This is a genomic window from Rhodoferax sp., assembly GCF_023701345.1.
Lineage (GTDB): Bacteria > Pseudomonadota > Gammaproteobacteria > Burkholderiales > Burkholderiaceae_C > Rhodoferax.
This window is the reverse complement of sequence record NZ_JAMPXE010000218.1, coordinates 1-3,088: the sequence shown is the minus strand read 5'-3', so window position 1 is coordinate 3,088 and position 3,088 is coordinate 1. Positions and strand designations below refer to the sequence as shown.

Below are 3,088 nucleotides of genomic sequence, written 5' to 3'. Positions count from 1 at the left end.
TTTGGGTGAGCGCGGCGTGCGCCTGAGCGGTGGCCAGCGCCAGCGCATTGCGATTGCCCGCGCCATGCTGAAAAACCCGCCGCTGTTGCTGCTCGACGAAGCCACCAGTGCGCTGGATGCCGAAAGCTGAGTATTCCGGTCCAACGTGACCGGTGATTCCGGGAACGTGACCAACGTTCCGGCGAAGGTGACCGCAGGGATTCCGGCAACGTGACCACTGATTCCGACGAACGTGACCGCTACAACTGGTCACAGCAATCGGCACGGCGATATACGCCATCGGCACGGTGTTGCGCATAAACGAAACCTGCGGGTCGGATAGCTTCAAGCATTTTGCAAGGAGCCCCATGCCCGCTTTAAGGATCAATATGCGCAAACTCAAGGACGCCCTGCGTCTCAAATTCGAGGGTGGACAGTCCCACCAAAAAATCGCCAATGCTCTGGGTATTTCCAAAGGCGTTGTCACCAAGTACGTTGGCCTGGCGGTGGCAGCCGCTCTGGACTGGGCGGCCATTTCGGCCATGGATGAGGCCACGCTGGAGCGACGCCTGCTGGCCTTGCCCCGCCCCAGCGACAGCTACGCCCAGGCCGACTACGGACGAATTCACCAGGAGCTTGGTCGCAAGGGCGTGACCCTCATGCTGCTGTGGGAGGAATACTGTGCCCAGGTCGGCGACGAACACAGCGTCGACAACCCAGTCAAGCCCTGGCGCTACTCCCAGTTCTGCGAGAACTACCGCCAATTTGCCAAACGCCTCAAGCGTTCCATGCGCCAGGTGCACCGCGCAGGCGAGAAGCTGTTCATTGACTATGCCGGTCCCACCATTGCACTCATTGATGGTGACAAGGAGGTTGGGCGAGCCAACCTCTTCGTGGCTGCCATGGGGGTGTCGGGCTACTGCTTCTGCATTGCCACACCCGCCCAAACGGCCAAGGACTGGCTGGGTGCCACCGCGCAGGCATTGACTTTTTATGGTGGCGTGCCCCAGCTCATCGTGCCCGACAACCCGCGCGCCCTGGTTACCGTGGCCGATCGCTACGAGCCGGTGCTCACCCAGACGGTGCAAGACTTTGCCCGCCACTACGGCTGCACAGTGCTGCCTGCACGGGCCTACCACCCGCAGGACAAACCCAAGGTCGAACTCAGTGTGTTGCTGGTGGAACGCTGGATCCTGGCGCGCCTGCGCAAACTCCAATTCGCCAGCGTAGAAGAAGTCAACGACGCCATTTCGCCCTTGCTGCAATGGCTGAACCTTCGTGCGTTTCAAAAGCTGCCCGGCAGTCGCTTCAGTGCGTTTGCCCAAATCGACGCCCCGACCCTGATGGCCCTGCCTGTGCAGCCCTGGGAGTGGGCAGTCTTCAAGACAGTGCGCGTGCACATTGACAGCCATGTCGAATTTGAAGGCCATCGCTACAGTGTGCCCAATGCCCTGGTGGGTTTGGCACTGGAGCTGCGTGTGACGGCCCATGCGGTAGAAGTCTTGCACCGTGGCAACCGGGTGGCCAGCCACATGCGCTGCGCCCACAAAGGCGGCTTTACCACCGTGATCGAACACCTGCCCGAGCGTCACCAGCACCAGGCCCAATGGACGCCTGAGCGGCTCATTGCCTGGGGCGAGCGTATTGGCGTGGCCTGCGGCGCAACGGTGCAAAAGATGCTGGCGCGCCAGCCCCATCCCGAGCACGCCTACCGTACCTGCCTGGGGCTGCTGTCGCTCTCCAAGCGCTATGGCGATGCCCGGCTGGAAGTGGCTTGCACGCTGGCGTTGAGCCTGGGTACCTGCAAATACACCCATATCCGCGACATTCTTGCCAACCGGCGCGACCTGCTGCAAGCCAGCACGACCCCTGAGTGGACTTCTCCCGCACACGTCCATGTGCGTGGCGCGAACTATTACCAATGAGACCCATGAAATCCAACACGGACAACCCCAAAATGATGATGAACACCACCTTGAATCAACTGCGCAGTCTGCGTCTCGAGACCATGGCCCAGGCACTGGAGCAGCAACTTCAGCAAAGCGGCATCAGCGCCATGAGCTTCGAGGAGCGCCTGGCCTTGCTGGTGGACCGGGAGGTCCATGGCCGGCAAGACCGGCGCTGTGCGCGTTTGCTTAAAGTCGCCAAGCTCAAATACCCGCAAGCGGCCATCGAAGACCTGGACAGCCGCAGCACACGCGGTCTTGAGCGCAGCGCGGTGATGAGCCTGGCCCTGGGTGCGTGGGTCGATGCCGGTCACGCCGTGCTGATCACCGGCGCCACAGGTGCGGGCAAATCATGGCTGGCGTGCGCCCTGGCCCAGCATGCCTGCAGGCGTGGGCACAGCGCACTGTACTTGCGCGTTCCCCGTCTGGGTGAGGAGCTGCGCATTCGCCACGCCAACGGCACGTTCACGCGCTGGCTCGATACGCTCAAAAACACGGACGTCCTTTTACTTGACGATTGGGGCATGGCCGCCATGGACAGTCAAACCCGAGCTGACCTGCTGGAGATCGTCGATGACCGGGCCAGCCACCGCGCCACCATCATCACCAGTCAGTTGCCCATCGAGCATTGGCATGAGTGGATTGGCGACCAGACTGTGGCCGATGCCATGCTGGACCGGCTCATGCAAAACCATCATCGGTTTACGCTTACGGGGGAGTCAATGCGCAAGAAAAATCCAGCAGCAAAAGGAAACATCACCGCCTGACCATCGTGGCCTCATTGCCCTGGCCGGGGGGGCAGGTAATGCATGAGTACATGCACAACCGAGGGGGGCCTGCCGGCGGCCCTGGCAGGGGCCTATAAATAAAGAAATCCAACACCAGAAAGGCAAATTCAGCCGAAAAAACAGCTCGGCATAAAATTGAATCGCGCAACACCGACCCATCGGTCACGTTCGCCGGAATTGCCGGTCACGTTGCCGGAATCAGTGGTCACGTTCACCGGAATACGCAGAAAGCGAACGCATGGTGCAGGCCGCGCTGGAGTCGGCCATGCGCGGGCGCACCACGCTGGTCATTGCGCACCGGCTGGCCACCGTGGTCAAGGCCGACCGCATTGTGGTGCTGGACCAGGGCCGGGTGGTGGAACAGGGCACGCATGC

2 protein-coding genes and 1 pseudogene are annotated in these 3,088 nt (G+C 61.6%); all 3 read left to right on the top strand.

Annotated features, from left to right (window positions below; genetic code table 11):
• Nucleotides 1-127 (top strand): annotated as a pseudogene (locus NDI87_RS17340) (ATP-binding cassette domain-containing protein); the annotation flags it as partial.
• Between the two features lie 220 nt (nt 128-347).
• On the top strand, nt 348-1,904 hold the full coding sequence (istA, locus tag NDI87_RS17335; protein WP_296276840.1) for an IS21 family transposase: 1,557 nt from the start codon (nt 348-350) through the stop codon (nt 1,902-1,904).
• A gap of 32 nt (nt 1,905-1,936) precedes the next feature.
• Nucleotides 1,937-2,692, top strand: a complete 756-nt coding sequence (gene istB / locus NDI87_RS17330) for an IS21-like element helper ATPase IstB (protein WP_296276842.1) — start codon at nt 1,937-1,939, stop codon at nt 2,690-2,692.
• Nucleotides 2,693-3,088 lie beyond the last annotated feature (396 nt).

Coding starts and splice junctions, on each gene's coding strand:
- istB (WP_296276842.1), top strand. CDS start 1,937: ATGATGATGAACACCACCTTGAATCAACTGCGCAGTCTGCGTCTCGAG.
- istA (WP_296276840.1), top strand. CDS start 348: ATGCCCGCTTTAAGGATCAATATGCGCAAACTCAAGGACGCCCTGCGT.